Origin of the sequence: Pseudomonas sp. N040, from assembly GCF_015637705.1 — a bacterium.
Classification (GTDB): domain Bacteria; phylum Pseudomonadota; class Gammaproteobacteria; order Pseudomonadales; family Pseudomonadaceae; genus Aquipseudomonas.
On the sequence record NZ_JADOBE010000013.1, the window covers coordinates 26,933 to 49,048 of the forward strand.

Sequence of the window (22,116 nt, forward strand, 5' to 3'; positions counted from 1 at the left end):
GGTTCGCCGCGCACCCTTTGCTGCTAGGCCGGATGGCCGACCAGCACGCCGTAGGACTGCAGGAACTCGACGATGCCGTGGAAGATCAGGCCCACACCCATCGCCGCGACAAAGAAGCCGACAATCCGCGTCGCGGCGTCAATGCCCTGCGGCCCGACCTTGTGCATGATGGCTTTGGAATAGATCAGCGACAGGCACGTCACCGTCATGGTTGCCACGATCGCCAGGGCCACCACCAGGAAGGACAACAGCACGTGCTCGGATTCCTTGATGGTGGAAGTCAGTCCCATCACCGTGGCGATCGCACCCGGGCCGAACATGATCGGCATCGCCATCGGGATAAAGGCAACATCCTGCCCCTGCTGGTTGCCTTGCGGGATCATGCCGCCGCCGGGCGACGGGGCAAACAGTTCGAAACCGATGCGCATCAGGATCACCCCGCCGACCACGCGGATCATGCTCATCGGCACCTCGAACAGGCGCAGCAGCAGGTTGCCGAAGATCAGGAAGAAGAACATCAGCAGCACCGCATAGAAACACGCGCGGATCGCCACCCGCCGCTGTTCGTCGGCGGTCTTCCCCTGCATCAGCCCCAGAAACACCGGGATTGCCTCGAGCGGATTGATGATCGCCAGCAAGGTGGTAAACATGCCGACAAACAGGGAAACATAGGGATCCATAGGTACTCCGTCAAAAAAGCAATTAATGTCCAGCTGCGCCGCATCCTAGCAGACTCCCTGAGAGCAATTTTCCCAGCGGCAAGTGATTGAGGGTTGGGGCCGGCGCCGGCACTTCGCTAGAATACCGGCCCTGGCCATCGAGGGTAATCGCCCGTGAGCGACAACGACCGCATTTACGCCACGCCACAACCGCAGATCAGCGACTTCACCTTCAATGAAGCCGTGGTGCGGGTATTTCCGGACATGATCAAGCGCTCGGTGCCGGGCTACCCGACGATTGTCGAGAATATCGGTGTGCTGGCCGCGCAGTTCGCCCAGCCGGATTCCGTGCTCTATGACCTCGGCAGTTCGCTCGGTGCCGTCACCCAGGCCCTGCGCCGGCACGTCAAGGCCGAAGGTTGCCGGGTGATCGCGGTGGACAACTCACCGGCCATGGTCGAACGCTGCCGCGAGTACCTGCATGCGCAGGACTCGATGTTCCAGGAGCTGCTGCCGGTCGAGGTGCAGGAAGGCGACATCCTCGCGCTGGCATTTGCGCCCTGCTCGGTGGTGGCATTGAATTTCACCCTGCAGTTCATCGCCCCCGAGCAGCGCCTGACATTGCTCAGCCGCATTCGCCAGAGCCTGCTGCCGGGCGGCGCCTTGATCCTCTCGGAAAAGCTGCGCTTCGAAGACGAAACCGAACAGCAACTGCTCGGCGAGCTGCATATCGCCTTCAAGCGCGCCAATGGCTACAGCGAGCTGGAAATCGCGCAGAAGCGCACCGCGCTGGACAACGTGATGAAGCCGGACAGCCTTGATCAACACCGCGAACGCCTGCTGCAAGCGGGATTCAGCAAGGTCATTCCCTGGTTCCAGTGCCTGAACTTTGCCTCGCTGATTGCCCTGCCCTGACTGCCCTGCCTTGTGAGCCAGACCATGATCCATCGCCTTGACCTCGACGCCCTGCAACAACAACTGGCCGGCACCCCGTTACTGGACTGGGCCAGCGATCTGCCGGGGCAGATCGACCAGAAGCTGGCATTGGGGCACGGCGACCTGCAACGCTGGATGGCCGCTGTCGAGGCGCTGCCAGCGCTGTCAGCCGAGCGCATCGAACTGACGGACACCTTCACCCTTGGCGGCAATTGCAGCCAGGCGCAGCAGGAAACCCTCCGTGCTGCACTCAAGGGACTGATTCCCTGGCGCAAAGGCCCGTTCGATCTGTTTGGCGTGCATGTCGATAGCGAGTGGCGCTCAGACTGGAAATGGTCACGGGTGGCGCCGCACCTCGACCTGCGCGGCAAGCGCATCCTCGATGTCGGCTGCGGCAATGGCTACTACCTGTGGCGCATGCTCGGCGCCGGTGCCAGCAGCGCGGTGGGCATCGACCCGAACTGGCTGTTCTTCTGCCAGTTCCTCGCCTGCAAATACTACTTGCCGGAACTGCCGGCCTGGCATCTGCCGCTGGCGCTGGAAGAGCTGCCGGGCAAGCTGGAAGGCTTCGATACGGTGTTTTCCATGGGCGTGCTCTACCATCGCCGCTCGCCGATTGACCACCTGCTGGAACTCAAGGACTGCCTGCTCAGGGGCGGCGAACTGGTGCTGGAAACCCTGGTGGTCGAAGGCGATGCCCAGCAGGCGCTGGTGCCCGAAGACCGCTACGCGATGATGCGCAATGTCTGGTTCCTGCCGTCGGTCCCGGCGCTGGAACTGTGGCTGCGCCGCGCCGGGTTTGTCGATGTGCGCTGCGTCGACGTCAGCCGCACCAGTGTCGAGGAACAGCGCGCGACCGAGTGGATGAAATTCCAGTCACTGCCCGACTTCCTCGACCCGGCCGATCACACCCTGACCTGCGAGGGCCTGCCGGCACCGACCCGCGCCGTGCTGATTGCACGCAAGCCGTAGGATGGGTTGAGCACAGCGATACCCATCGCCAGCCTTGATGGGTATCACCGCAGCGCGGTTCAACCCATCCTGCGACTCCGGCACACCCCGGGACGGATGGAGCGCAGCGCTACCCAGCATGGATTCAGCCGTGACTGGCCGCCGCCACGATCAGTGCCTTCATCTCCGCCACCGCCGACTTGAAACCGACGAACAAGGCATGTGCCACCAGCGCATGGCCGATGTTCAGCTCGTTGATCCCGGCTATTGCCGCCACCGCCTCGACATTGTGGTAGTGCAGGCCATGCCCGGCATTCACGATCAGCCCGTGGGCCAGCCCGCAGGCTACGCCGTCGCGGATGCGCGCCAGCTCGCGGGCCACCTCGGCCGGGCTGTGGGCATCGGCGTAGCGGCCGGTGTGCAGCTCGATGGCCGGGGCACCGATGCGTCGCGCCGCCTCGATCTGCCGCTCATCGGCATCGATGAACAGGGACACTTCGCAGCCGATACGGCTCAGGCGCTCCACCGCGGCACGGATGCGCGCCTCCTGGCCGGCGACATCCAGGCCACCTTCGGTGGTCAGCTCCTGGCGGGTTTCCGGCACCAGGCAGGCATGCGCCGGACGAATCTGCTCGGCAAACGCCAGCATTTCCTCGGTCACGCCCATCTCGAAGTTCATCCGCGTCTGCAGCACTTCGCGGAGTAGCCGCACGTCGCGGTCCTGGATATGCCGGCGATCCTCGCGCAGGTGCACGGTGATGCCATCGGCACCGGCCTCCTCGGCATCCAGTGCGGCCTTCACCGGGTCCGGATAGCGGGTGCCGCGAGCCTGGCGCAGGGTGGCCACGTGGTCGATGTTCACCCCGAGCAGAATACGGTTGGCGTCTGTCACGAATAATCTCCTTCTCTATGCGCTCACTTTACCTGAGCAACTGCTGCTGCCTCAGAACTTGCGAAACAGCTCGCGACTGACCAGCGGCCGCCCGCCCAGGTGCGGCGCCAGCGCCTGGCGCATCAGGCGCTTGGCCGCGGCCAGCACGCCCGGCGTGCTCCACTGGGTATCGGCCATGGCCAGCAGGTCGCCACCGTGGAATACCCCCGGCTGCAACTGGCTGACAACCTCCATACCGGCATCCGGCACCAGCCGGTAAAGCCGCTCAGCCTCGATCGGCGTACCCGCCACATCCAGCGCCAGGGAAAAGCCATAACCCAGCTCTTCCAGCAAACGCCACTCGAACGCGCGCAGCAGCGGTTCCAGCGGCTGCCCGGCAGCCAGCAGCGGCAAGGTAGCGGCATAGTGCTGGAACAGCGCCGGGTGCGCATCCTCGCCGGGCAGCAGGCGGATCAGCAGCTCATTCAGGTAAAGGCCGCTGAACAGCGCATCGCCGGACAGCAGGTTGGGGATGCCGGCGGCTTCCAGGCGCGCGACCGTCTTCAGCTCGCCACGCCCGCGCAACTCCAGCTCCAGCGGAATGAACGGCCGCACCAGGCTGCCGGCCTTGCCCCGCGCGCCGCGCAATACCGCCCGCAGACGGCCCTGCGGGGTCAGCAGATCGACCAGCGAACTGCTCTCCTTGTAGGAGCGACTGTGCAGCACGAAGGCTTGTTGCGCACCGAATGACATGTTGCAGAACCTGTTGGGGGTCTCGCCCGCTGAGCGTGGGATGGATCGAGTGCAGCGATACCCAGCACCCCCTTCCCGGCGATGGGTATCGGCGCAAGCGCCGCAAACCATCCTGCGGCAAGCCGCGGTCAGAGGTCGGAGTAGCCCAGGGAGCGCAGCGCACGCTCGTCGTCGGACCAGCCACCCTTGACCTTGACCCACAGGTTGAGCATGACCTTGGTATCGAACAGCGCTTCCATGTCCTTGCGCGCTTCCTGGCCGATGCGCTTGATGCGCTCGCCCTTGTCACCAATGATGATTTTCTTCTGCCCTTCACGCTCGACCAGGATCAGCGCATGGATGTGCAGGATGCGTCCTTCCAGCTTGAATTCCTCGATCTCCACGGCGATCTGGTACGGCAGCTCGGCACCCAGCTGGCGCATGATCTTCTCGCGCACCAGCTCGGCCGCGAGGAAGCGGCTGGAGCGGTCGGTGATCTGGTCTTCCGGGAAGAAATGCTCGCTCTCGGGCAGGTTCTCGGCAACCAGGCGCTCGAGGGTGTCGAGGTTATGCCCGTGCAGGGCGGAAACCGGCACCACCTGGGCATTCGGCAGCTGGCTGGCGAGCCACTCCAGGTGCGGCAGCAGGTCACTCTTGTCCTCGATGCGGTCGGCCTTGTTCACCGCCAGCAGCACCGGACCCTGGACGTACTGCACGCGCTCGAGCACCAGCTGGTCCTCATCGGTCCAGCGGGTGCGATCGACCACGAAGATCACCACATCGACATCCTTCAATGCGCTGCTGGCGGTCTTGTTCATGAAGCGGTTGAGGGCTTTCTCGTTATTCTTGTGCAGGCCGGGAGTATCGACATAGATGGCCTGCACCGCGCCCTCGGTCTTGATCCCGAGCATGTTGTGCCGGGTGGTCTGCGGCTTGCGCGAGGTGATCGCCAGCTTCTGCCCGAGGATATGGTTGAGCAGCGTGGACTTGCCCACATTGGGCCGGCCGACGATGGCCACGTAGCCACAGCGGCTTACCGGTGTATCAGTCATGTCCATTCTCCACGCGCTCGTTTTCAAGCCCCAGCGCGGTCAGGGCGGCGGCCGCGGCCACCTGCTCGGCAATGCGCCGGCTGGCGCCCTGGCCATTGGTCTTCTCATTGAGCAGGGCAATCGAACACTGGACGAAAAACGTCCGGCAGTGCGGTTCACCCTGGATATCCACCACGTCGTAGTGTGGCAGCTCGCCACCACGCGACTGCAGAAATTCCTGCAGGCGGGTCTTTGGATCCTTGTTGGTATCGACCAGGGTCAGGTCATTGATTTCACTGTTCAGCCAGGCGAGCACGCGCTCGCGCGCGGCCTGCATGCCGGCATCCAGGTAAATGGCGCCGATCAGCGCCTCGAGGGCATCGGCGAGGATCGACTCACGGCGAAAACCGCCGCTTTTCAGTTCGCCGGAGCCCAGCCGCAGGTATTCGCCCAGCTCGAAGCCGCGCGCCAGAATGGCCAGGGTTTCGCCCTTGACCAGGCGCGCGCGCAGACGCGACAACTGGCCTTCACGGGCCTGCGGAAAGCGCTGGAACAGCGCTTCGCCGGCAATGAAATTGAGGATGGCATCGCCGAGAAATTCCAGCCGCTCGTTGTTGCGCCCGGCGAAGCTGCGATGGGTCAGCGCTAGCAGCAGCAACTCCGGGTCACGGAAGCTGTAGCCGAGCTTGCCCTGCAGGCGATTCAGGGCCGAACTCACGGCATGCGTACGCGGAATTCTTTGTCGAAGCGAGCGATGAGATCCAGATTGCCGATCAGCACTTCACGTTTTTCATACTTCAGGTGAGCCCGGAATTCGTTGTTTTCGATCTTCAGCTCGAGCACTTTTTCCAGATCAATATCGCGAATGGCATTGATCGTCATGCCTTTTCTGACCTGCTCGTAGAATTTTGCGATCGAATTAACCTCGCCGGCACCGCTCTCCTGAACCTTCTCGATGATGCCCGCCAGCGAGCGGTTATCCATGTAGTGCGGCAGCATCTTCAGGCCGGCACTCAGGAAAAAGGCCACAAACGCCAGTGCAACCATCACACCCAGAGCGGACATGCCTTTCTGTGACTTGGGAAAACTCATAGACGACCTCGATCTGCTGATTATTGGAGTTGTTGGACAAGCGCCAGCTTCATTTATAGCCTGAACAGCGGCCGCCTGCGGCCGGCAGCTCAGTGAATCACCCGGTTCCGGGAAAAGCTTGGCAGGTTCTTCAGTTTCGGATCCGGCCAGGTCATCCAGATGGCAAACGCCTTGCCGACGATGTTCTGGTCGGGAACCATGCCCAGCAAGCTGCGGGGAATGGCCGGATCATTCCAGTAACGGCTGTCATTGGAGTTGTCGCGATTGTCGCCCATCATGAAATAGTGCCCGGCCGGCACCAGCCACTCGCGGCCCGGCTCCATGCGGTAACGCCCGACTTCCTTGCGAATCATGTGCTCGACCTGGCCGAGCTTTTCCCTGTACAACTCGACACTGCCCAGGCTGCCGGGTTCCCGCCCGAGCAGGGTCTCGGCCACCAGCCGGCCATTGATATAGAGCTTCTTGCTGCTGCTGTAGCGAATGCGGTCACCCGGCAGGCCCACCACGCGCTTGATGTAGTTGACGTTGGGGTCGCTGGGGTAGCGAAACACCATGACGTCGCCGCGCTGCGGGTCGCCGACGTCGATGATCTTGCTGTCCAGCACCGGCAAGCGAATGCCGTAGGCAAACTTGTTGACCAGGATGAAGTCGCCGACCTCGAGGGTCGGCTTCATCGAACCCGAGGGAATCTGGAACGGCTCGACCAGGAAGGAGCGCAGCACCAGCACGATGGCCAGTACCGGGAAGAACGACTTGCCGTACTCGATGAGCACCGGTTCCCTGTTCAGTTGCTCGAGCACGCCCGGATCGGGCACGGCCACCTGGCTACTGTAGGCAGCGACCGCGGCGCGCCGCCGGGAGGCGAAGAACAACAGGTCGATCAGCGCCAGCAAACCGCTTACAGCCACGGCGATGACCAGCAGCAACGGAAAATTCAGTGACATGGAGTTCAACCTTCCAACCTGAGAACAGCCAGAAATGCTTCCTGTGGAATTTCCACATTACCGACCTGCTTCATGCGCTTCTTGCCGGCCTTCTGCTTTTCCAGCAGCTTGCGCTTGCGGCTGACATCGCCACCATAGCACTTGGCCAGGACGTTCTTGCGCAGGGCCTTGACCGTGGTGCGCGCGATGATCTGCCCGCCGATGGCGGCCTGGATCGCCACATCGAACATCTGCCGCGGGATCAGTTCCTTCATCTTCTCGGTCAGTGCGCGGCCTTTGTAGTGGGCGGTGTCGCGGTGCACGATCAGCGCCAGCGCATCGACCTTGTCGCCGTTGATCAGCACATCCAGCTTGACCAGGTTGGCCGACTGGTAACGGTCGAAATGATAGTCCAGCGAGGCATAGCCGCGACTGACCGACTTCAGGCGATCGAAGAAATCCAGCACCACTTCATTCATCGGCAGGTCGTAGTTGATCTGCACCTGCGAACCGAGGAACTGCATGTCGCGCTGCACGCCGCGCTTTTCGATGCACAGGGTGATGACATTGCCCAGATGCTCCTGCGGCACCAGGATATTGGCGCGCACTATGGGTTCGCGCATGTCCTCGATCGACGACAGGTCGGGCAGCTTCGACGGGTTGTCGACATAGATCGTCTCGCCGTTCTTCAGCAGCACCTCGAAGATTACCGTCGGCGCCGTGGTGATCAGGTCCAGGTTGTATTCGCGCTCCAGGCGTTCCTGGATGATTTCCATGTGCAGCATGCCGAGGAAGCCGCAGCGGAAGCCGAAGCCCAGCGCATCCGAGCTCTCCGGCTGGTACTGCAGGGAGGAGTCATTCAGCGTGAGCTTCTGCAGGGCCTCGCGGAAGTCCTCGAAATCCTCGGAACTGACCGGGAACAGGCCGGCATACACCTGCGGCTGGATGCGCTTGAAGCCAGGCAGCACATCGACATCGGGGGTGCTGCTGAGGGTCAGGGTATCGCCCACCGGTGCACCGTGGATGTCCTTGATGCTGCCGATGATGAAGCCCACTTCGCCGGCCTTCAGGTCGGCCGTTTCGGTGTGCTTGGGGGTAAACACGCCGACACTGTCAACCAGGTGAATCTTGCCGGTCGACTTGACCAGGATCTTGTCGCCCTTCTTCACCCGGCCCTGGCGCACCCGCACCAGCGACACCACGCCCAGGTAGTTGTCGAACCAGGAGTCGATGATCAGCGCCTGCAGCGGCGCGTCGATCTCGCCGGTCGGCGGCGGAATGACCTGTACCAGGCGCTCCAACACCTCGTCCACGCCCATGCCGCTCTTGGCACTGCAACCCACCGCATCGGTGGCATCGATGCCGATGATGTGCTCGATCTCGTCCTTGACCTTGTCCGGGTCGGCCTGCGGCAGGTCCATCTTGTTCAGCACCGGCATCACTTCCAGGCCCTGCTCGATGGCGGTGTAGCAGTTGGCTACCGACTGCGCTTCGACGCCCTGGCCGGCATCCACCACCAGCAGGGCACCCTCGCAGGCCGCCAGCGAACGGCTGACTTCATAGGTGAAGTCGACGTGGCCGGGGGTGTCGATGAAGTTCAGCTGGTAGGTCTTGCCGTCTCTGGCCTTGTAATACAGGGTGACGCTATGGGCCTTGATGGTGATGCCGCGCTCGCGCTCGAGATCCATCGAATCGAGGACCTGTGCCTCCATTTCACGCTCGGCGAGTCCGCCGCACATCTGGATAAAGCGGTCGGCAAGGGTCGATTTGCCGTGATCGATGTGGGCGATGATGGAAAAGTTACGGATATGACTCAGGTCACTCACGGATCAGCACTCGAAAAAGCCACGGGCAGGCTGCCCAACGCAAATAGCCGGCGAGTCTACCTGAATACCGCCCCGAGCGTCACCTCGGCTGCCCCGGGGAAACTCCAGGGGATTGGCCATCCGGTACTGTGTTTTTATCTGGCTGTGGGGTTGCTAGTTGCATCGCAGCGCCTTTCCTGGCCCTGAACACCGCTTTTCGCCTTGATGGCGAGTTACTTTCTCTTGACTCGCTGCGCTCGCCCTGCGGGCCAGCCTGCGGCTGTTACTCCGCTTCGCTACGTTTCGCTCCATCGGCGCTCCAGGGGCCCGCTGCGATGGGCCATCCATGGCCCAGCGCAGCTTTCGTCGCATCCATGCGACTCAACCCCTTCCACACCGATTCCGCTCACCCCCCTGACGGGACTGTCAGTCCGTGCAAGCTGTGAAGTTTGTTGCTCGATTTGGTAGAGCGGGTGCAACCCGCCACAAGCGGTGCATCCGGCGGACGCACCCAAAACGATCCCTCAACCTCAATAATCAGCCCGGCAAAGAACCTGACACCATCACGGCTTGCCAACCCGCCAACCATCCAGCCGCCTGCTCAATCCGCCAGCTTGAAGGTAATGAAGCTGGCCCGGCCCTGACGCAGCACGCGCATCGACACCGAGCGATTGTCCGGCAATTGCCTGACGACTTCCTTGAACTGCTCGGCCGAACTGATCGGCTGATTGTTCAGATGGGTGATCACGTCCCCGGGACGCAAACCGATCATCGCGGCCGGCCCTTCGACAACTGCCCTGACCATGACCCCGGCCTGAATATCCAGCGCCTTCTTCTGCTCCGCGCTGAGCTCCACCACGGCTACGCCGAGCCGGTTGATGTCCTGATCGACCTCCGGGGTCGCCGCCGCTAGTGGCTCCTCGCCATCTGCCGGCATGCTGCCAACCTTCAGCGCGAGCGTCTGCCGCTTGCCCTCACGCAAGATCCGCAAATTCGCCGTATCGCCCGGCTTGAGCACCCCGACCAGGTGCGGCAGATCGGAGGCCAGGTCGACCGGTTGGCCGTTGACCTGCAGAATCACATCGCCGACCCGTACGCCGCCCCTGGCCGCCGGACCATCTTCCTGCACCTGGGCGATCAGCGCGCCTGCCGGCTTGTCCAGGCCGAAGGACTCGGCCAGGCCCTTGTTGATTTCCTGGATCACCACCCCCAGCCAGCCGCGACTGACCTTGCCGTCGGTCTTCAGTTGATCCGCCACCCCCATCGCCACGTTGATCGGAATGGCAAAGGACAGGCCCATGAAGCCGCCCGAGCGGGTGAAAATCTGCGAATTGATGCCGATCACCTCGCCGTCCAGGTTGAACAGCGGCCCGCCCGAGTTGCCCGGATTGATCGCCACGTCGGTCTGGATGAACGGCACATAGTTCTCGTTGGGCAGGCTGCGGCCCTTGGCACTGATGATGCCCGAGGTCGCCGAATGATCGAAGCCGAACGGCGAACCAATCGCCAGCACCCATTCGCCAACCTTGATGTTCTCGGAGTTGCCCAACTTGACCGTGGGCAGGTTCTTGCCCTCGACCTTGAGCAGCGCCACATCGGTGCGCGGGTCGGCGCCAATCAGCTTGGCCACCAGTTCGCTGCGGTCAGACAGGCGCACGATGATTTCATCGGCATCGGCCACCACATGATTGTTGGTCAGCACGTAGCCATCGGCGGAGATGATGAAGCCCGACCCCAGCGATTGCGCTTCACGCTGGCGCCCCTCCGCGGGCGGCTGCATCTGCGGCATGCGCTCGAAGAACTCGCGGAACATCGGCGGCAGGCCTTCCAGGTCGGGCATCTGCGGTGCGCCGGCACCGGCATGGCGCGCGGGTATCTTCTGCGTGGTACTGATGTTGACCACCGCCGGCGAGGCCTGCTCGACCAGCGTGGTAAATTCCGGCAATTGCGCGCTGGCCGGCAGCGCCTGCCCGAGCAGCGTCAGCATGGCCAGCAGCGACAGTGCAGATTTCAACCTGAGCATCGAATTACGACTCCTTTGAACGTTGTTGAACTGAACAGGATTCAGGTATTGCCGGTGGCCCCGGCCAGCATGGCGCGCAGCACCACCGGCTGCCGCGCCGGGTCGTCCTCGCTGTGCCGGCAGCGCCAGCGCACCACCAGCCAGGCACCGAGCAAGCCGGCCATTCCACTCAGGATGACCCAGCCTTCGGCCAACCCCAGACTGCTGGCCAGCAGCGCAGCCGCGAGCAGGCCGAGTATTGGCAGCAGATAGACCAGCAGCGCCGCACGCAGCAGCAGGTCTTCACGGATACCGATTACCACCACGTCATCCAGCGCCAGTTGCAGGTCCGACAACACCCGCACAAAACCGCGCTGCCGACCCACGCCGAGCTTGTCCAGCAACCCCTGCCCGCAACCGGCATTCGCCGAGCAACTCGAACAGGTGGACTTGCGCAGGGTTTCCACCCAGACCGCCCCCTCCTCCAGCGCCACCACCCGCCCGGTTTCCTCGATCACGGCTGTTGCTCCCCGGCGGTCCTGGGGCCAACCGACAAGGCAATCCGTTCGGCCGTCGGCAAAGGCACTTCTCCGACCACCGTCGCCATGAACTGCCCGTTCGCCGTACTGATCGGCCGCGACACCACCACCGTCGGGCCGACCTGCAGGTGCGCACTGCTGACCCGGGCATCGCCCAGCGCCTCGATGAAAATCGAGAATCGCGCCAGGCCGTCGTCGAACATCAGCGTCTGCACCGGCTGGCCGGAGGTAGCACTGCGCTCTTGCAGAATGCCGACCTGCATGAAACCTGCGGGCATCCAGCCAATCGCCCAGTCGCTGGCCACCGCCTGGGTCGTGGCCGCTTTCGCCAATGCCCGGCAATCGGTAACCGGCTGCAACTCCTGGCTGTCGAGGCTGGCATCCGGTTCAAGGCTGGTGAACTGCAACCGCTCGAGCAACTGGCCCTGCCCGTTGAGCAGCAGCGACTTCAGCGGCAAGCCCGTCGCGCTGTCCAGCTGCAGCTCACGGGCATAACGATTGGCATCGCGCGGCAGCAACAGCAGCACCACCGCCGGGCGGCCGGCCACGCGGGAATCGCCCATGGCTTTCAATTCGTAGACGTCTTCCAGCCTGGCCACATCCAGCTTGCGTCCAGCCCATTGCTGGGCGCCGGCCTGCTGTTCCAGCAGCGAACCGCTGGCGCACAGCACCCGGCCATCGGCCAGAACAACTTCCTGCTCCAGGCCATCCAGCTGCAACAGGCGCTCGCGCGGTGCCGCCCCCTGGGCCAGATGCCAGATGCGATGGGTGGAGAAGTTGCCACTGCGCTCGTAGATGAAGGTTCCGCGAAAATTCTGCCGGTCCGTCGAGTCGACCATCCGCGCCAACCATTCACGGGCATCGGCAGCATACAGCGGCGTGCTCAGCAGGCTCGCCAGCAAAATCAATGAGGATGAGCGGCGCATGGAATTCCTTAGGCCCTAACGACCTTCCAGGCTGGCGGAGCGGGCAAACGGCAGCGCCGCATCCGGCGCGGCGAACGACGCCTGTTGGGCATGCTGGCGCAGATAGCCGGGCACCTGTTGCTCATACCACTGCCCACCCATCAGCTGTTCCGGCTTGGCGCCCGCCGTCTGCGCGGCGGCGCTCGAGTTGTAGCTGGCCAGCACCACCGGCGCCAGCGGCGCCGGACTGCCCGGCAGCGACTGGCTGTCCTGCTGCGCCAGCTGCACACCGGTAATCTGGTCCTGGTTGTACAGGCGCACCCCGGCCAGTACCGCCAGGGTCACCGAGGCGGCCACCGCGAAGCGGCCCACGCCACGCCAGGCCGGACGCGCTGTCTTTGCCGCCAGCGCCGGCTCGCCGGCCAGCGCCGCGCTGATCGACGCCGCCAGATCCAGCCGCGGCTCGACCAGTTCCTGATGCATCGCGGCGCGAGCGACCTGGTACCGCGACCAGGTCGAACGCAACCCCCCATCCCGGTCCGCCAGAATGCGCTGCAGTTCAAGTTCGGTGGTCTCGTCATCCAGCAGCGCGGAAAGCGACTCGTGCAGGGCTTCTCGACTCATGAAATTCCTCTCTCGGCTTGCGCCTGGCTATCATTCCTGCAGCAGCGGCTGCAGGGCTTTGTCTACGGCCTCGCGGGCCCGGAAAATGCGTGACCTTACCGTCCCGACCGGACACTGCATGACCGCCGCAATGTCCTCGTAACTCAAACCGTCGAACTCGCGCAGGGTCAGGGCCATGCGCAGATCTTCGGGTAGCTGCTGGATGCTGCGGTTCACCGTCGACTCGATTTCGTCACGCAACAGGAGTCGTTCCGGAGAGTCGATATCCTTCAGCGCATGCTCGCCTTCGTAATATTCCGCATCCTCGACACTTGCATCCACCTCGCGCGGTTTTCTGCCACGCGCTGCCAGCTGGTTCTTGGCCGTATTGATCGCAATCCGGTACAGCCAGGTATAAAAGGCACTTTCTCCCCTGAAGTTCGGCAACGCCCGGTAAGCCTTGATAAACGCCTCCTGGGCGACATCCTGGGCCTCATGGGTGTCACGCACAAAGCGCATGACCAGCGACAAAATCTTGTGCTGATACTTCAGCACCAGCAGGTCGAAGGCGCGCTTGTCGCCGCGCTGCACCCGCTCCACCAGTTGCTGATCTTCTTCGAGGCTCATGCCACGCCTCCGCAAAGAGGCAAAAACGGCAGAGTCCACACAACGCACCTGAATTGACAGACCCGGTTACTGCGCAAAAGTTCTCCCCTTCCAACACCCAAGCGGCAAATCCATTTCAGCTTGCCCGGCACCCCAGTCCGGCCCACGCGCTGCAGGGACGGTAAGCCGATAGCAAACGGTGATCGCAGTAACTGCACCAATGCAACTTGCATATCTACCTCGTAGTGGAACCCGGGCCGGGGAAAAAGTTCCCGGCCAGGCACCGATCAATGCACCCGAACAGGCTTGCCGGGCTATCGAAACCTTCACTCGGCGCCTGTGAACCGTTATTGTGCCGAGCACTCCCCTCTTATACTAGGCCGCCTTCTCCGCGGAACCCGCACATGAGCCAACACTTGCAGCATGATGTTCTGGTCATCGGCAGCGGCGCCGCCGGCCTGACACTTGCCCTGAACCTTCCCGCCAACCTGCGGATTGCCGTGCTCAGCAAAGGCGACCTGGCGAATGGCTCGACCTACTGGGCGCAGGGTGGCGTCGCCGCAGTACTCGACGAAGACGACACCATCGACCTGCATGTGGATGACACCCTGAATGCCGGCGGCGGACTCTGTCATCCAGAGGTGGTGCGCTACACCGTCGAACACAGCCGGGAAGCCATCGAATGGCTGATCGAACAAGGCGTGCCCTTTACCCGTGAAGACCCCGATGCGCGCGAGACCAGTTGCGAATTCCACCTCACCCGCGAGGGCGGGCACAGTCACCGGCGGATCATCCACGCCGCCGATGCAACCGGTGCCGCCATCTTCAACACCCTGCTGGGCAAGGCCCGCCAGCGGCCGAACATCGAACTGCTGGAACAGCGGGTGGCGGTCGACCTGATCAGCGAACGCAAGCTCGGCCTGCCCGGCAACCGCTGCCTGGGCGCCTACGTGCTGAACCGCAACACCGGCGAAGTGGACACCTGCAGCGCACGCTTCGTGGTGCTGGCCACCGGTGGCGCAGCCAAGGTCTACCTGTACACCAGCAACCCCGACGGCGCCTGCGGCGACGGCATCGCCATGGCCTGGCGCGCCGGCTGCAGGGTCGGCAACCTGGAGTTCAACCAGTTCCACCCGACCTGCCTGTACCATCCGAAAGCCAAGAGCTTCCTGATCACCGAGGCCCTGCGTGGCGAGGGCGGACTGCTCAAGCTACCGAATGGCGAGCGCTTCATGCCGCGCTTCGATGCGCGCGCCGAACTGGCCCCGCGCGACATTGTCGCCCGCGCCATCGACCATGAAATGAAGCGCCTGGGCATCGACTGCGTGTACCTGGACATCAGCCACAAGCCGGCCGAGTTCATCAAGGCGCACTTCCCCACCGTCTACGAGCGCTGCCTGGACTTCGGCATCGACATCACCCGCGAACCGATCCCGGTGGTGCCCGCCGCCCACTACACCTGCGGTGGCGTACTCGTCGACCTGGCCGGGCATACCGACCTGCCGGGGCTCTACGCGATCGGCGAAACCAGTTTCACCGGCCTGCATGGGGCCAACCGCATGGCCAGCAACTCGCTGCTGGAGTGCTTCGTGTTTGCCCGCGCCGCCGCCGAGGACATCCTTGGCCGACTAGAACACGTGAGCATGCCGAGCGACCTGCCGAGCTGGGATGCCAGCCAGGTCACCGACTCCGACGAGGACGTGATCATCGCGCACAACTGGGATGAATTGCGGCGCTTCATGTGGGACTACGTGGGCATCGTGCGCACCACCAAGCGCCTGCAGCGCGCCCAGCACCGCGTCCTGCTGCTGCTCGGCGAGATCGACGAGTTCTACAGCAACTACCGGGTCAGCCGTGACCTGATCGAACTGCGCAACCTGGCCCAGGTCGCCGAACTGATGATCAATTCGGCCATGCAGCGCCGGGAAAGCCGCGGCCTGCACTACACCCTCGATTATCCCGATCAGCTCGCCGAAGCCCGCGACACTATCCTGCAGCCGCCCACCTATGCCGGCTGAATTTCAAGCGCACGCGCAAGCGCCGGTGGACTGATGCGTCCAGCGCATCGGGCAGGATGCACAAGCCGCGCACCCGCCGCTCGCCGGGCAGACGAAAGCGCAGCACCACCGCCAGCGGCAAGGCCAGGCTGTCGCGCTGCAACTGCACCGGCTGCCAGTCACCGGCACGCGAACGCAACTGCCAGCCGCCAGCATCGTGGCGCAGGCCGACAAAGGCCGAGTCGTGGCTGAGCAATACCTGGCGCGGCAACACCCAGGCTGCATGCGCCAGGCACAGCAGCGTGCCGCTCAGCGCGGCCCACCGCGGAAGCGCCGCCAGCCACAGCGCGCCCAGCGCCGCCGCGAATACCAGCAGATAGAATGCCAGCAGGCGCCGCGACGGCCGCCACTGGCATTCGAAGCAGTCACTTGGGCTGGACACGGTCCAGGATCATCCGCACGATCCGCTGCAAATCCGGGTCTTCCGGCTCGCCGCGCTGCATGAACCAGCCAAACATGTCCTGGTCCTCGCACTCCAGCAGCTTGCGATAGCGCTGCTGATCTTCAGCATCGAGGCCGGAAAATGCCTCGCGCACGAAGGGCACCAGCAGCACATCCAGCTCCAGCATGCCGCGCCGGCTGTGCCAGAACAGGCGGTTGAGTTCAGTTGCATCGGTCATTGTCATGCTCCACAGGCTCGGCGCGCATTATAGCCCTGCGCGCCGGCGCACCGCACCCGCTGACAAGCCGGTGGCCGCCGCCTATGATGGCCACCGGATTTCCCGCAGCAACAGACCGCCAACCATGACCAGTTCCCCTTTTTTCTGCCCGCTGTTCCATGAAGGCCTGCTCGCCGTGCGCGGGCCGGATGCCAGCAAATTCCTCCAGGGTCAGCTGACCTGCAACCTCAACTACGTGGACGAACAGCACAGCAGCCTCGGTGCCCGCTGTACCGCCAAGGGCCGCATGCTGTCGAGCTTCCGCATTGTCCGCGAGGGCGATGGCTACCTGCTGGCCATGGCGGCCGAGCTGCTGGCGCCGCAACTGGCCGAGCTGCAGAAGTTTGCCGTGTTCTCCAAGGTCAAGCTCGGCGACGAAAGTGCCGGCTGGGTGCGCTTCGGCCTGAGCCAGGCTGATGACCTGCTGCAGGAGCTGGGTCTCAATCTGCCCGCCGAAACCAACCGCACGGTGCAGCATGCCGGCAACCTGGCGCTGCGCCTGCCCGATGGGCGCGCCGAGCTGTGGACGCCCGCCGCCCAGGCCGAGGGAATCCGCGCACGGCTGGCCGCCCGGCTGCGCGAAGCGCCGCTGAATGACTGGCTGCTGGCGCAGGTCCGCGCCGGCATTGGCCAGGTGTTCGGTGCCAGCCGCGAACTGTTCATCCCGCAAATGATCAACCTGCAGGCGCTGGACGGCGTCAGCTTCAAGAAGGGCTGCTACACCGGCCAGGAAATCGTCGCGCGCATGCAGTACCTGGGCAAACTCAAGCGCCGGCTGTACCACCTGAGCCTGCCCGGCGAGCAGTTGCCGGCCATCGCCAGCGGGATATTCTCGCCAGTACACACCTCGGCGGTGGGTGAAGTGGTGCTGGCCGCCCAGGCCAAAGGCGGAGTGGAGTTGCTTGCGGTGCTCCAGCAGGATGCCGTCAGCGACGACCGGCTGCACCTGCACAGCGCAGAAGGCCCGCACTTGAGCCTGCTCGAGCTGCCCTACAGCCTGGATCCGGACCGCGAAATCCTTCGCTGAGCGCGCCCTGGCAGCGCCTGCCGGACCCCTTGTCGGCTTACGCCGTTGCCGGACTGCCGGCCCCTTGCATGACGGGCGTCACGGCTCCGGCAAGCGCCAGTCGATCGGCGTCAGCTGGTGCTGCTGGAGGAACTTGTTGGCCCGGCTGAAGTGGCCGTTGCCGATGAAGCCGCGGTAGGCGGACAGCGGCGACGGATGCACCGACTTGAGGATCAGGTGCTTGCTGGCATCGATCAGCCGCTCCTTGCTCTGGGCATGTGCGCCCCAGAGCATGAACACCAGGTGTTCGCGGCGCCGGCTGACCTGCTCGATCACCTGGTCGGTAAAGTGCTGCCAGCCGGCCTTGGCGTGGGAGCCGGCATTGGCCTGCTCGACCGTCAGTGAGGTATTCAGCAGCAGCACACCCTGCTCGGCCCAGGACTGCAGGCAGCCATGGCTGGGGATCTCGATATTCAGGTCGCGCTTGAGTTCCTTGAAGATGTTCTGCAGCGACGGCGGCGCCGGCACCCCCGGCTGCACCGAGAAGCACAGGCCGTGGGCCTGCCCGGGGCCGTGGTACGGATCCTGGCCGATGATCACCACTTTCACCCGCTCCAGCGGAGTCGAGTTGAGCGCATTGAAGATCAGCGGCCCGGGGGGATAGATGACCTTGCCGGCCGCCTTCTCGCTGCGCAGGAACGCCCCCAGCTCGCGCATGTAGGGCTGCGCGAACTCTTCGCGCAGCGCCGCTTTCCAGCCGGCTTCCAGCCTGATGCGGTCATCGGTGTGCATGCTCAATCCACTCGCCAGAACGAAGCGGCACGCTAAGGAAGGCGACAGGGCAAGTCAAGGCTGATGCGGGTAGGGGCTGGAGTCGACCAGAAGCCTTCATTCGCAAACGACTAAAAAAAGGCGCCGACGTCCCCCTGCACTTCGCGCCGAACTTCAAGACTTGGATTGCTTCGCTCACTGGAACTGACTACGCTAAATCCTTAACTAAACGCTAAATTCTACCCCTAACGGAGATGTGTGCATGAGTACATATAGCGAAATAAAGGAACTACCAGAAAAGTACAGGAAATATCGAGACTTAATAATAAAGCTATTTAAGCAATACAATATAAGCAGCACCTCATCACTCATAAAAATATATAAAAATAATTCGAAATTTAAGAATGAGTGGAAGAGGATATGGGTTGAAGTCAGTGCCGAAGAAGGTGGAAAATTAAGCCTAACAACAATTGGAATTATAATTGGTAGTGCTTTGGGCAGTGTTGGTATTGCGACAATGGGTTCAGCAATTGGTGTTCCGCTGGCGCTGATTCTAGGTTTAGGCGGCTTCTTGTCAGGGACAAAAATTGACTCATTAAAAATATTCAGCGAAAACAAAAAAATTACAATTTCACTTCCTAGAGAGCTTTATGAAAAAATAGATTTAGATTCAAAGGTCGCAGAGCAGTCAATGAGTAAATTATTAGAGCTTATTATCGAGGAAGCATATAAATAACGTATCTAGCAAGTCACCCCAAGTGTTCCCTGCGTTAATTTGGAGTCGGCAGAACCAAGAACCCGGGGGCAATCCAGCTTCTACTCGGCCATACGAAACTTGAAAGCCCCATCAGACACCTTGGAATTGAGGTCGATGACGCCTAGGAATTGGCCGAGCAGACAGAGGTCTGAATTTCGATAGCTGCCCTTTAAATCGGGTAGAAAGCGTCGCCAAAATGGAGCCGATGAGGATCTACTGCCATTCTTCGACCACGATTATCCCTCGGCTCAGTTCATGCAACCGGGCATCTGGGTCGTAACCGTCACTTATAAAAAACCTAACGAATTGGTGGACTCAAACCGCAAGCTCTGTAGTCTTCGTTACTCATGACAGACTTAAATTCGCACAAAGGTTTTTCTGAATGCATTGACGGAGCGGGCTTCGGTGGCGCAGCAGTGGAGTTAACAACAGGTATAGATGCTTTTGATTGCATTTTTAGTTGTAAGGGCAGTGACAAAGGAGCACCAAAAATATAATCAATTGCACGCGAAAGAGCTATTTCAGGCGTATCCCCTTTTGATTTGAATTCATTTGCTTTTGACGCCACCTTATAGACAAGAGAAAAACTGTAATTCGGTGATGCCTGGTTAAACTCAGGATGCTTAATTGTATAATAAGATAGCAATTTGTAATAATTTTCTGTATCCGAATAATATTTCACGTTGCCATCATATTTTTTTTGCCCCACCGATATTAATAGAACTTTCTTATAAGTATTGAAGTACCACAGAGAAGAAAGCGAGACGGCTATAATGAATATTAATATTGGTGTTTTCCGGAGGTCAACTACCATACAAAATAACAAGGCGAGCACGGCCCCAATTGAAAAGACAATGAATAAATTAAAAATATACTCCCCCCAAAACTTACCACCAAGTATATTATTAAAAATGTATATTAACGGATTTATATTGAGACCAGCAGTATCCAAGCTGTATTTAAAAACAAAACATGTTATTAGAACAGCAAAGAGGACAACACGGATAGCTAAGAAATAATAATCTATCCAATGAGAAATTTTTTTAGTGGCCTCTTGTAACTTTCTAGGAGCAGAAGGTTCCTCTTTCTTATCCTCCAAACATTCTGACGCGCCAAGCCTAATCACGTAGCCGATAATTTTGTTTTCTACAAACAAGTTCCGGCAAATATCTGACGCCTCATCAATGCTTGAGTATGGGCCGATTTTTACTAACTCTTCAATTACCGGAAAAAAAGGTAACCGTAATTCACGTATTTTATTGGTGATATATTCTCTTTGCTTGGCATTATCAAAATTAACTAAAACAGCCCAACCCAAATCAGAAATATCGTCTGAGTCTGCTTTTTTAGTGCGTGTCCTGTTGCGACGCAGACCAGCAAAGGATTCTCTGTGAGTGGCGCCAAAAGTTGAGCCTGCAAAGACAGCGACAATGTCGATGCCTGAATAGATCGGGTTGCCCAGAAAGCAGGCAACTACGACATTGATCCATGTGAAGATCATGATTTTCCGATCGTCGTCGTGCGTGATTGCGTAGAAGTACGTAACGGCGCCATGCATGCAGGCGATAAGAAGAACTTCCATTGCTTGCCCCTAACGTTTGGTTAAGGGGCCGGCTTTAGCCGGTCCCGAGTGAGCGAAGCGAGCGGTCTTGAACTACTAGTTATGGCGTGCACTTTTTCGCAGTAGCGCAAACGATATATTGCCGAGGCTATCAATGCGCTCACCTGCATAGCTTGTTGAATAGCGCATCGTAGCTGGATTTTCGGACATAAATACAACCAGTTTCATAACTACAAATAGATCCCATAGGGGGTAATAACGCTTTCACGGGGTTGGCGGATAACATTCCTTTTCTCGCTATCCCTGTCTAGGCGATGCAGCGGCCGGATGACTGAATTGGGGCGTTATGAACAATGGATGGAAAGCCAAGGCTGCTTGTGTAAATGCCGAGCAGATGCTTCTCAAACACTACTCGATTCGTGCTGAGTAAGTCCATTGCGAGGGACCGCTTCTGGCCGACTCTGTTGAAAACAGTCGACGCGGCCTGGCGCCCCATGTCTTGGGCTGTAAAAGCGCCATTTTGCTCGCTGCTACGTCAAATCTGAGCCCTGAACCTTCTGCGAAGAGCATAGACTTCAATCTCCGACGCGTACTTTACTTGCGTGAAAAATGAAGCCGACTTTTTCAACAGAATCGGCCGCTTCCAGCCCCTCACCCCAGAGGCATCGACCGGTAATGACGGGCGTTGCCCCCTGCGACGCAGCCGCAAATAGCCAGCACTCCCCCGCGCTACACCCCCATCAGCACCGCCTGACTGGCCTGGGCCATTTCGCGGAGGAAATTCCAGGTGGTCTGCATCCGCGCAATGTCCTTGAGTTCAATCGGCATCAGCATCCAGAAGGTGCGGGTGAACTTCACCTCCTCGCCCAGCACCCGCTGCAGGCGCGGATCGGCGTCGGCGGAAAACGACGGCAGCATGGCGATCCCGGCTCCGGCGGCGGTGGCCTGCTGCTGGGCGAGGATGCTGGTGCTGCGCAGCGGCACATGCCCGGGCTTGCCGATCTCGTCCAGGAACAGCAGCTCCTTGCTGTACAGCAGGTCATCGATGTAGCTGACGAAACCGTGCGCGCGCAGGTCCTCGCGGCTGCGGATCGGCGCGTGCTGCTGCAGGTAGTCGGCTGCGGCATACAACCGCAGCACATAGTCGGTGAGCTTGGTGATGATGAACGGGCCGCGCTCGGGGCGCTCGAGGGTAATCACGATGTCCGCCTCGCGGCGCGACAGCTGCACCATCCGCGGCGCCGCCAGCAGGTCGATGCCGAGGTTGGGATAGCGCCGGGTGAACTCGGCCAGCTGCGGCGCCAGCATCACCGTGCCGTAACCCTCGGTGACGCCGATCCGCACCTGGCCGGAGAGGCTGTCCTTCTGCCCCTGGCGCGTCCGCTCGATGGCGGAAAAGGCGCTCTCCATGGCTTCGGCCTGCGGCAACAGGTTGCGCCCGGCCTCGGTCAGGCTGAATCCGGCCGCCGCGCGCATGAACAGCTGGGTATCCAGGCTTTTCTCCAGCGCCTGCACCCGCCGCGACACCGTGGTGTGATCCACCCCCAGGCGGCGGGCCGCAACGGTGAGTTTGCCGGCGCGCGACAGCTCGAGAAAGTAACGCAGGTTGTCCCATTCCATCGGCGCTGCCTCACTGTGCAAAAACGCAGA

General features: G+C 61.3%; 23 protein-coding genes. 5 read left to right on the forward strand and 18 right to left on the reverse strand.

Annotated elements, in window-relative coordinates; translation table 11 throughout:
• Positions 1-23: 23 nt before the first annotated feature.
• Positions 24-680: a MarC family protein gene (locus ISX93_RS16300; RefSeq protein WP_195779818.1), complete on the reverse strand. Its 657-nt coding sequence runs from the start codon at positions 678-680 to the stop codon at positions 24-26.
• A 153-nt stretch (positions 681-833) separates the two neighbouring features.
• Here ISX93_RS16300 and cmoA point away from each other — a divergent pair, with 153 nt between their 5' ends.
• Positions 834-1,574: a carboxy-S-adenosyl-L-methionine synthase CmoA gene (gene cmoA, locus ISX93_RS16305; protein ID WP_195779819.1), complete on the forward strand. Its 741-nt coding sequence runs from the start codon at positions 834-836 to the stop codon at positions 1,572-1,574.
• A 24-nt stretch (positions 1,575-1,598) separates the two neighbouring features.
• Entirely contained in the window at positions 1,599-2,567 is a 969-nt protein-coding gene (gene cmoB / locus ISX93_RS16310; protein WP_195779820.1) for a tRNA 5-methoxyuridine(34)/uridine 5-oxyacetic acid(34) synthase CmoB, read from the forward strand.
• 124 nt (positions 2,568-2,691) lie between these two features.
• On the opposite strand, the gene pdxJ is transcribed toward cmoB, so the two are convergent.
• The 12 genes from pdxJ to rpoE form a co-directional block, all read right to left on the reverse strand.
• Positions 2,692-3,438 carry a pyridoxine 5'-phosphate synthase gene (pdxJ, locus tag ISX93_RS16315; protein ID WP_195779821.1) on the reverse strand — a complete coding sequence of 249 codons (747 nt, stop codon included), beginning with the start codon at positions 3,436-3,438 and terminating at the stop codon, positions 2,692-2,694.
• A gap of 51 nt (positions 3,439-3,489) precedes the next feature.
• Positions 3,490-4,170, reverse strand: a complete 681-nt coding sequence (gene recO / locus ISX93_RS16320) for a DNA repair protein RecO (RefSeq protein WP_195779822.1) — start codon at positions 4,168-4,170, stop codon at positions 3,490-3,492.
• A 128-nt stretch (positions 4,171-4,298) separates the two neighbouring features.
• Positions 4,299-5,201: a GTPase Era gene (gene era / locus ISX93_RS16325; protein ID WP_195779823.1), complete on the reverse strand. Its 903-nt coding sequence runs from the start codon at positions 5,199-5,201 to the stop codon at positions 4,299-4,301.
• Entirely contained in the window at positions 5,194-5,898 is a 705-nt protein-coding gene (gene rnc / locus ISX93_RS16330; RefSeq protein ID WP_195779824.1) for a ribonuclease III, read from the reverse strand. Before rnc ends, era begins: the two co-directional genes overlap by 8 nt.
• Complete coding sequence (locus tag ISX93_RS16335) at positions 5,895-6,272, reverse strand: DUF4845 domain-containing protein (protein ID WP_195779825.1); 378 nt, start codon at positions 6,270-6,272, stop codon at positions 5,895-5,897. The genes rnc and ISX93_RS16335 overlap by 4 nt, the downstream gene beginning before the upstream one ends.
• 89 nt (positions 6,273-6,361) lie before the next feature.
• A complete protein-coding gene (lepB, locus tag ISX93_RS16340; protein WP_195779826.1) occupies positions 6,362-7,216 on the reverse strand; it encodes a signal peptidase I in 855 nt (284 codons plus the stop codon).
• 5 nt (positions 7,217-7,221) lie between these two features.
• A complete protein-coding gene (gene lepA / locus ISX93_RS16345; RefSeq protein ID WP_195779827.1) occupies positions 7,222-9,021 on the reverse strand; it encodes a translation elongation factor 4 in 1,800 nt (599 codons plus the stop codon).
• Between the two features lie 580 nt (positions 9,022-9,601).
• Positions 9,602-11,023 carry a DegQ family serine endoprotease gene (locus ISX93_RS16350; protein ID WP_195779828.1) on the reverse strand — a complete coding sequence of 474 codons (1,422 nt, stop codon included), beginning with the start codon at positions 11,021-11,023 and terminating at the stop codon, positions 9,602-9,604.
• Between the two features lie 41 nt (positions 11,024-11,064).
• Entirely contained in the window at positions 11,065-11,520 is a 456-nt protein-coding gene (locus ISX93_RS16355; RefSeq protein ID WP_195779829.1) for a SoxR reducing system RseC family protein, read from the reverse strand.
• Positions 11,517-12,467, reverse strand: a complete 951-nt coding sequence (locus ISX93_RS16360) for a MucB/RseB C-terminal domain-containing protein (RefSeq protein WP_195779830.1) — start codon at positions 12,465-12,467, stop codon at positions 11,517-11,519. The genes ISX93_RS16355 and ISX93_RS16360 overlap by 4 nt, the downstream gene beginning before the upstream one ends.
• 15 nt (positions 12,468-12,482) lie before the next feature.
• Entirely contained in the window at positions 12,483-13,070 is a 588-nt protein-coding gene (locus ISX93_RS16365; RefSeq protein WP_195779831.1) for a sigma-E factor negative regulatory protein, read from the reverse strand.
• Positions 13,071-13,100: 30 nt separating this feature from the next.
• Positions 13,101-13,676 (reverse strand): RNA polymerase sigma factor RpoE, encoded by a 576-nt coding sequence (rpoE, locus tag ISX93_RS16370; RefSeq protein WP_195779832.1) that lies wholly within the window; start codon positions 13,674-13,676, stop codon positions 13,101-13,103.
• A 383-nt stretch (positions 13,677-14,059) separates the two neighbouring features.
• Here rpoE and nadB point away from each other — a divergent pair, with 383 nt between their 5' ends.
• Positions 14,060-15,673: an L-aspartate oxidase gene (gene nadB, locus ISX93_RS16375; protein ID WP_195779833.1), complete on the forward strand. Its 1,614-nt coding sequence runs from the start codon at positions 14,060-14,062 to the stop codon at positions 15,671-15,673.
• Here the strand turns inward: nadB and ISX93_RS16380 are convergent.
• Positions 15,642-16,094, reverse strand: a complete 453-nt coding sequence (locus ISX93_RS16380) for a protein YgfX (RefSeq protein ID WP_195779834.1) — start codon at positions 16,092-16,094, stop codon at positions 15,642-15,644. The two genes, nadB and ISX93_RS16380, sit on opposite strands and share 32 nt — an antisense overlap.
• Positions 16,078-16,332 (reverse strand): FAD assembly factor SdhE, encoded by a 255-nt coding sequence (locus ISX93_RS16385; protein ID WP_195779835.1) that lies wholly within the window; start codon positions 16,330-16,332, stop codon positions 16,078-16,080. The genes ISX93_RS16380 and ISX93_RS16385 overlap by 17 nt, the downstream gene beginning before the upstream one ends.
• 124 nt (positions 16,333-16,456) lie before the next feature.
• On the opposite strand from ISX93_RS16385, the gene ygfZ reads away from it, so the two are divergent.
• Complete coding sequence (ygfZ, locus tag ISX93_RS16390) at positions 16,457-17,398, forward strand: CAF17-like 4Fe-4S cluster assembly/insertion protein YgfZ (RefSeq protein WP_195779836.1); 942 nt, start codon at positions 16,457-16,459, stop codon at positions 17,396-17,398.
• 78 nt (positions 17,399-17,476) lie between these two features.
• On the opposite strand, the gene ung is transcribed toward ygfZ, so the two are convergent.
• Positions 17,477-18,169 (reverse strand): uracil-DNA glycosylase, encoded by a 693-nt coding sequence (gene ung, locus ISX93_RS16395; protein WP_195779837.1) that lies wholly within the window; start codon positions 18,167-18,169, stop codon positions 17,477-17,479.
• A 241-nt stretch (positions 18,170-18,410) separates the two neighbouring features.
• Between ung and ISX93_RS16400 the strand changes: the two genes are divergently transcribed.
• Positions 18,411-18,884 carry a ribbon-helix-helix protein, CopG family gene (locus ISX93_RS16400; protein ID WP_195779838.1) on the forward strand — a complete coding sequence of 158 codons (474 nt, stop codon included), beginning with the start codon at positions 18,411-18,413 and terminating at the stop codon, positions 18,882-18,884.
• A gap of 319 nt (positions 18,885-19,203) precedes the next feature.
• Here the strand turns inward: ISX93_RS16400 and ISX93_RS16405 are convergent, their stop codons facing one another.
• The gene (locus tag ISX93_RS16405) at positions 19,204-20,487 is read right to left on the reverse strand and encodes a hypothetical protein (protein WP_195779839.1); all 1,284 of its coding nucleotides are present in this window, start codon (positions 20,485-20,487) and stop codon (positions 19,204-19,206) included.
• Between the two features lie 708 nt (positions 20,488-21,195).
• Positions 21,196-22,086, reverse strand: coding sequence for a LysR family transcriptional regulator (locus ISX93_RS16410; protein ID WP_195779840.1), 891 nt, complete (start codon positions 22,084-22,086; stop codon positions 21,196-21,198).
• Positions 22,087-22,116: the final 30 nt, after the last annotated feature.

What these genes read in the sequence shown, in the direction of transcription:
- ISX93_RS16350 (WP_195779828.1), bottom strand. Translation starts at nt 11,023, where the DNA reads ATGCTCAGGTTGAAATCTGCACTGTCGCTGCTGGCCATGCTGACGCTG.
- ISX93_RS16400 (WP_195779838.1), top strand. Translation starts at nt 18,411, where the DNA reads ATGAGTACATATAGCGAAATAAAGGAACTACCAGAAAAGTACAGGAAA.
- recO (WP_195779822.1), bottom strand. Translation starts at nt 4,170, where the DNA reads ATGTCATTCGGTGCGCAACAAGCCTTCGTGCTGCACAGTCGCTCCTAC.
- ISX93_RS16385 (WP_195779835.1), bottom strand. Translation starts at nt 16,332, where the DNA reads ATGACCGATGCAACTGAACTCAACCGCCTGTTCTGGCACAGCCGGCGC.
- ISX93_RS16335 (WP_195779825.1), bottom strand. Translation starts at nt 6,272, where the DNA reads ATGAGTTTTCCCAAGTCACAGAAAGGCATGTCCGCTCTGGGTGTGATG.
- rpoE (WP_195779832.1), bottom strand. Translation starts at nt 13,676, where the DNA reads ATGAGCCTCGAAGAAGATCAGCAACTGGTGGAGCGGGTGCAGCGCGGC.
- ISX93_RS16365 (WP_195779831.1), bottom strand. Translation starts at nt 13,070, where the DNA reads ATGAGTCGAGAAGCCCTGCACGAGTCGCTTTCCGCGCTGCTGGATGAC.
- era (WP_195779823.1), bottom strand. Translation starts at nt 5,201, where the DNA reads ATGACTGATACACCGGTAAGCCGCTGTGGCTACGTGGCCATCGTCGGC.
- ygfZ (WP_195779836.1), top strand. Translation starts at nt 16,457, where the DNA reads ATGACCAGTTCCCCTTTTTTCTGCCCGCTGTTCCATGAAGGCCTGCTC.
- ISX93_RS16300 (WP_195779818.1), bottom strand. Translation starts at nt 680, where the DNA reads ATGGATCCCTATGTTTCCCTGTTTGTCGGCATGTTTACCACCTTGCTG.
- ISX93_RS16410 (WP_195779840.1), bottom strand. Translation starts at nt 22,086, where the DNA reads ATGGAATGGGACAACCTGCGTTACTTTCTCGAGCTGTCGCGCGCCGGC.
- cmoB (WP_195779820.1), top strand. Translation starts at nt 1,599, where the DNA reads ATGATCCATCGCCTTGACCTCGACGCCCTGCAACAACAACTGGCCGGC.
- ISX93_RS16405 (WP_195779839.1), bottom strand. Translation starts at nt 20,487, where the DNA reads ATGGAAGTTCTTCTTATCGCCTGCATGCATGGCGCCGTTACGTACTTC.
- nadB (WP_195779833.1), top strand. Translation starts at nt 14,060, where the DNA reads ATGAGCCAACACTTGCAGCATGATGTTCTGGTCATCGGCAGCGGCGCC.
- lepB (WP_195779826.1), bottom strand. Translation starts at nt 7,216, where the DNA reads ATGTCACTGAATTTTCCGTTGCTGCTGGTCATCGCCGTGGCTGTAAGC.
- ISX93_RS16360 (WP_195779830.1), bottom strand. Translation starts at nt 12,467, where the DNA reads ATGCGCCGCTCATCCTCATTGATTTTGCTGGCGAGCCTGCTGAGCACG.
- ung (WP_195779837.1), bottom strand. Translation starts at nt 18,169, where the DNA reads ATGCACACCGATGACCGCATCAGGCTGGAAGCCGGCTGGAAAGCGGCG.